Origin of the sequence: Campylobacter sp. LR291e, from assembly GCF_008633915.1 — a bacterium.
Taxonomy (GTDB): Bacteria; Campylobacterota; Campylobacteria; order Campylobacterales; family Campylobacteraceae; genus Campylobacter_D.
Window position 1 is genome coordinate 1 of sequence record NZ_VJNV01000019.1, and the last position, 5091, is coordinate 5091.

Below are 5091 nucleotides of genomic sequence, written 5' to 3' on the forward strand. Positions count from 1 at the left end.
CCTTAAAAAGTGAGTTTATAACGAATGAAAGCTTAGAAACTATACTTATTAATAAAGATTATGTAAATAATAGCGATCTAAGTGTAAGCTTGGCTGATTATTTAGCTAAAAATGATTTAAATACAATTTTAAATGATTATCTTTTAAAGGCTGATTTAACGACCGAACTTGATACCGCTTTAAATGATAAAGGCTTAATTACAAATGAGACTTTAAATAGTGTTGTTGAAAGTAGTGTTGAAAGCGCTATTGATAGTAAAAATTTATTAACTATAAATGATAGTATAAGTATAGCTTATAATCAAACACAATCTTTAATTAAAGTTTTAAGCACATCTAATAGCTTTTATTTAAATGTTTCAGATCAAGCCCCCGATACCTCTATAAGCCCTATGAAACAAGGCTTTATGAATGGTTTTCTATGGGTAGATAAGAGCACAAATAACTATTATATAGCACAAGGGGATAACTGGGAAATAATAGATATTTTAGAAGGAGAATATATTTCAAGGATAGCCATTGAATGTAGGGCTGGAAATACTTCTTATTCTTATTGTGGTGGAATGACAGGTTTTAAAATAGTTTTACAAAGTGGAGAGGTTTTAAAATTTATAGGTTATTCTTATAAAACAGGTACGGTTACTTTTTCTGATAATTTAGGGCGTACCTTTATTGCTAATGTAACTTATACATATACAAAATATATTGCTGAAACTTCTGCGACGCCAAATTATGGTCTAATTTATTTTTTTAATCCTACCTATAATATTAGTTCACAGAAGGGTGAATTTTATCATAAATGTGGAGATTATGATACGAGCTATTACATATATTTAGATTTTAACTTCGAAAAAGATTTACTAAATATTCAAGAAATAGCTTATATAAGCTTTTATAATGTTTGTAATACATATTATAGAAAAGGCGTTTTTGGCTTACAAGTTTATTTAAATAATCAAACAATAACGCCAACAATAAATATAGCCCCGATTAATTTTAGTAATTCTTATTCTTTACTAAAATTTGACTTTACTAGTCAAACACTTACCCAAATGACTTAACATGAAAATAACACTACAAAGAAGATATATGGGCAAAACTTGCTGTCAAGGTAAGCTTAAAATAATGGATGATGAAAATAATATAATCTTTCATTGTTTAAGCTTAGAAGAAGATGAAGAGGGGCTTGAAAGTGGTAAGGATTTAAGAGTACCACCTGGGATATATAAGCTTAAAAGGCATGAAAAAAGCAAATTTGAAGCTGTATTAAGAAGTATAACAAATAATAGCGAAGATTGTATGATTAATATTTATAATAAAAATGTACCCTTTGAAAGACATATTTTAATACATTGGGGAAATAATCACAAAGATACGCTAGGCTGTATATTGCTAGGCTTTTCAAAAATAGATAATGAAACAATAGGACAAAGTCGCCCTGCTTGTAAAGAATTTTATAATCTTTTAAGAGATAAGGATTTAGAAAAAATAGAATTTGAAATAATAAACGAATTTTAAAAAGGAGTGTAAAATGTTTTCTTTAATTTATTTTTTGATTGTCTTTTTTATAGGCTTTATAGTTGGGGCTTATGTTTTTAGTAATGAAAAATTAAAAAATTACTGCCTAAATTTAGTTAATAAAATCAAAGAAAAATTTAAAAAAAATGAGGCTTAAAAAATATTGGTTTTATTTTAGATGGTTTTTAATAGGTAAAAATCATTGTATTATAGGTAAAAGGGCTAAAAAGTGTTTTAATATAGTGCATAAAATCTTATGGCTTTTAATAATTATAACCTCAAGCCTAGGAAGTGCTTTATTAACACAATTTTTAATTAAAATTTTAAAGGCTTTTTGATGAATATTGAAGCATATATAGAACTTTTGCCTATTTTGGTTGTTGGGCTTATTTGTGGATTATTTAAATTTATAAATGATGAAAAAAAAATCGAAAAATGTGAAATTAAAAAAAATGATATGTATATTAATTTTTTAAAGGTTGTAAGTACTTCCAGTGTGCTTTGTATTATTATTTATATGATTTTAACAGCTATTGACCTTTCTTATTTAGCAAAGGTTGGAATAGCTTCAGCGTTTAGCTTTTTAGGACTTGATAAGGCTATAAATTTGGTTAGGGATATACTTAATTTAAAAAAGGAAAGGTATTGAAAAAAATTATTTATTTTTTATTGTTTTGTTTTTTTATATCAATAGTTTTAAACATTAATAACTATTTAAATTATAAGGCCTTGAAAAAACTTTATAAAGAAACAAGGTTATTTAATGGAAATAAGATTATACAAAATGAGATAAAAATACAAAGAAAAAAAGATTCTTTACATTTTAATGAGGATTAAAATGAAAGTTGCTTTTTTATAAGGGGTAAAAATGCAAAAAATTTTATATATAGCTTTGGCGATTTTAGTTATAAATTGTAGTTTTTTGTATTTAAGGCTTAATAATATAAAAGAGCAGTTAGAAAATACAAAAAAAGATTTAAACACAGCTATAAATGCAAATGATGAATTAAATAAAAGCATTAAAATTTTAAAGCAAAGGCATGAACAAGAATTAAAGGTACTTGAAAATTCTAAGATTGAAAAAGATAATATTAAAGAAAGGGTCAAAAATGTTAAAAAGCAAGTTTTTAAAAGTGGCGAAACTAATACCACTAGGCTTTTTAATACCTTGCTTGATGGCTTGTACGAACAAAACGCAAGTCGTTGAAAATGTAAGGGTTGAAAGATTAAAAATACCAAGTGAGCTTTTAACCTTAAAACCTTTAAAAAAGCCTATTATTAAAAATGAAAGAGATATTATAAAGGCTTATTCATATTTGTTTCAAGCTTATAAGGAATGTGAGATTAATATACAAAGAATTAAAGAATTACAAGAAAATTAAGTTTTATTAAGATATTAAATATTTTTTTCTTTATTATTAATCATATTATCGTACACTTTAAAGGCCTTTTGTTTTTTATAATTATTCTTCTATATAATACTTTTTCTTCGCCATTTAGTAAAATAACAGGATTTTTATTATTTTTATTATTTTTTTTAATATTAAAATCTTTACTAAAACTTTCATTAATTATTCCTAAAATTTCAAACTGATTCGGATTATAATATTTAATAAAACTAACAGGTACCCCCATTAAGCCTTCATAATCAAGAGGTATTTCATTAACACTATTAATATTAATGCAATTTTTAAAATTATTATAAAATGGATAAAAACTCGGATTTTTATAATATAGGGTAGTTGTTTTTAAATCCTTAAAAACTCTATTTATTTTTATATTATAAAACCATACACAAAAGTTTAAAAAAACTTCCTTACCATTTGGTTGTAAAAACTTACCATTTTTTAAAGAACTTATAAAGACTTCATTTTTTATAAAATGAGGTATTATATTTTTATTGCAAAAAGCATTCATATTGCCTATAATAAAAAAATCTTTTTTAAATTTTATAAGCAAATCAAAATACTCTTTAAAAAGGCTAAAAGGCGGATTACTTATAATTATATCACTTTGCTTTAATAATTGTACACATTCTTTGCTCCTAAAATCACCCGCTCTATAATCATGATCACTTTTAATAATTTCTTTTGTGTTTTCTTTACATTTCAATAAGCTTTCAACCATCAAGGCCTTATTATTATAATCTATATCGCCTTTTACTTTTACAATTTCAATTTTAAAACTATAACTTTCAAAAAGCCCACATGAAGCATCATCACTAAAAGAAGTAGCGATTAATTTTTTAATCTTTAATTTATTAAAATTTTGTATAAAATAGCTAAAAAAGTTACTCTTATAAGCATCATCACAATTACAATATATAATCTTATCTTTAAAAACATCTTTATATTTTTCTAGCTCTGCTTGTATATCTTCTAAGCTTGTGTAAAACTCATCATTAATATATTTTTTAGCATTTTGCAAGGCTTTGTGAAAAGTGCTTTGAGTGCTCATTTATTTACCTTTAATATTTATTTAAGCTATATTTGTTAAAATTTGTTTTCAGTTTTAGTATAAACATAGCTACATAAGCATTGATATTGCAAATCTAGCTTGCCGACTCTATTTTTAAAATAAAACTTTAAGGAGTCGGATTTTCTAGGCTATCAAGTTCAATCGTATAAATTTTATTTTTACCTTGTATTTTTTCAAAAAGTGTTATTTTTGCCTTTGCGTTTTTGTTATTAATGATTAAATCTTTTATAAATTTATATATTAGTAAAATGTTTTCTTTATTTTTTATATCCTTATGAGTTTGTATTAAAGTAGCATTTTCAAAAAGATTTTTTATTTTTTTTGCCACTTCAAAATGCTCTTTTTTACTAAATCCATTATTAAGGCTTTTTTGTATCTCTTTGCTACTTGATATTTTATTAACTTCTTTTTGTGTTATAATGCCTTTTAAATTAGTTTCTTTATTAATAATTTGCATATTTATTAAAGGCATTAAATTTTCTTTTAAATCCTTTCTTAAATCCTTAATTAATCTATTTTCATTTTTAAAGCTTATAATTAAAGGTTCATTTGTTTGATTTTTGAGGCTATTTTGTGTTAAAGCATTTAAATGAGTTTCAAAAAAATAGTTTTCTTTAATATTATTATTTTTAATAGAGTTTACCTTCTTGCTAAGCTCATTTTCTTTTAAGAGCTTTTCAATCGCCCCTTTTGAGTTATGATAAAACTCAGCATAATTTTTGCCAAATTCTTTTAGGGGTTCGTTTAATTGATTATTTTTTAATTTTGTGTTAGAATTTTTTTGTTGGTTGGATAAAAGATGGTTAAAACCTAGCGTTTTATCTGTAAAACTACCTGCGACTCCAGTCTGTGTAGTTTCCAATCTTTTAAGATTTCTCCTGTCTCTTAAAGCACTTAATATAAATTTATTATCTTTACGCAAACCAAGAATAATCGTATATTTATTAGTAATTAATTCTATTCTATCTCTTTCTTTTTTATAAATTTGAGAATTTTGTATAATAGTAGGTATTTCATTGATAAAATTTAAAGCCCTTTTTTCTCCCCATTGCTTAGTCCTTTGTTCAATAATGTGTTTTAAACCAAAATTAGAAT

The 5091-nt window shown here is 24.3% G+C and carries 9 protein-coding genes; 7 read left to right on the forward strand and 2 right to left on the reverse strand.

What is annotated here, in order from left to right:
• From FMM58_RS08660 to FMM58_RS03675, 7 genes are all read left to right on the forward strand, one after another.
• A partial coding sequence (locus FMM58_RS08660) for a hypothetical protein (RefSeq protein WP_190317938.1) occupies positions 1–1061 on the forward strand: 1061 nt, incomplete at its 5' end.
• A 1-nt stretch (position 1062) separates the two neighbouring features.
• Positions 1063–1518 carry a DUF5675 family protein gene (locus FMM58_RS03650; RefSeq protein WP_150180400.1) on the forward strand — a complete coding sequence of 152 codons (456 nt, stop codon included), beginning with the start codon at positions 1063–1065 and terminating at the stop codon, positions 1516–1518.
• Positions 1519–1531: 13 nt separating this feature from the next.
• Complete coding sequence (locus FMM58_RS08665) at positions 1532–1675, forward strand: hypothetical protein (protein ID WP_190317939.1); 144 nt, start codon at positions 1532–1534, stop codon at positions 1673–1675.
• Between the two features lie 180 nt (positions 1676–1855).
• Positions 1856–2167, forward strand: a complete 312-nt coding sequence (locus FMM58_RS03660; RefSeq protein ID WP_223810450.1) for a phage holin family protein — start codon at positions 1856–1858, stop codon at positions 2165–2167.
• Positions 2164–2355: a hypothetical protein gene (locus tag FMM58_RS03665; protein WP_150180401.1), complete on the forward strand. Its 192-nt coding sequence runs from the start codon at positions 2164–2166 to the stop codon at positions 2353–2355. Before FMM58_RS03660 ends, FMM58_RS03665 begins: the two co-directional genes overlap by 4 nt.
• Before the next feature lie 31 nt (positions 2356–2386).
• Positions 2387–2725: a hypothetical protein gene (locus tag FMM58_RS03670; protein WP_150180402.1), complete on the forward strand. Its 339-nt coding sequence runs from the start codon at positions 2387–2389 to the stop codon at positions 2723–2725.
• Positions 2694–2900: a hypothetical protein gene (locus FMM58_RS03675; protein WP_150180403.1), complete on the forward strand. Its 207-nt coding sequence runs from the start codon at positions 2694–2696 to the stop codon at positions 2898–2900. The genes FMM58_RS03670 and FMM58_RS03675 overlap by 32 nt, the downstream gene beginning before the upstream one ends.
• A gap of 40 nt (positions 2901–2940) precedes the next feature.
• Here FMM58_RS03675 and FMM58_RS03680 read toward each other — a convergent pair whose 3' ends face one another.
• Positions 2941–3975 carry an adenine-specific methyltransferase EcoRI family protein gene (locus tag FMM58_RS03680; RefSeq protein ID WP_150180404.1) on the reverse strand — a complete coding sequence of 345 codons (1035 nt, stop codon included), beginning with the start codon at positions 3973–3975 and terminating at the stop codon, positions 2941–2943.
• Between the two features lie 127 nt (positions 3976–4102).
• Positions 4103–5091: hypothetical protein (locus FMM58_RS08670; RefSeq protein ID WP_190317940.1), on the reverse strand; the 989-nt coding region annotated here is incomplete at its 5' end.

Coding starts and splice junctions, on each gene's coding strand:
- FMM58_RS03650 (WP_150180400.1), top strand. CDS start 1,063: ATGAAAATAACACTACAAAGAAGATATATGGGCAAAACTTGCTGTCAA.
- FMM58_RS08665 (WP_190317939.1), top strand. CDS start 1,532: ATGTTTTCTTTAATTTATTTTTTGATTGTCTTTTTTATAGGCTTTATA.
- FMM58_RS03660 (WP_223810450.1), top strand. CDS start 1,856: ATGAATATTGAAGCATATATAGAACTTTTGCCTATTTTGGTTGTTGGG.
- FMM58_RS03670 (WP_150180402.1), top strand. CDS start 2,387: ATGCAAAAAATTTTATATATAGCTTTGGCGATTTTAGTTATAAATTGT.
- FMM58_RS03675 (WP_150180403.1), top strand. CDS start 2,694: ATGGCTTGTACGAACAAAACGCAAGTCGTTGAAAATGTAAGGGTTGAA.
- FMM58_RS03680 (WP_150180404.1), bottom strand. CDS start 3,975: ATGAGCACTCAAAGCACTTTTCACAAAGCCTTGCAAAATGCTAAAAAA.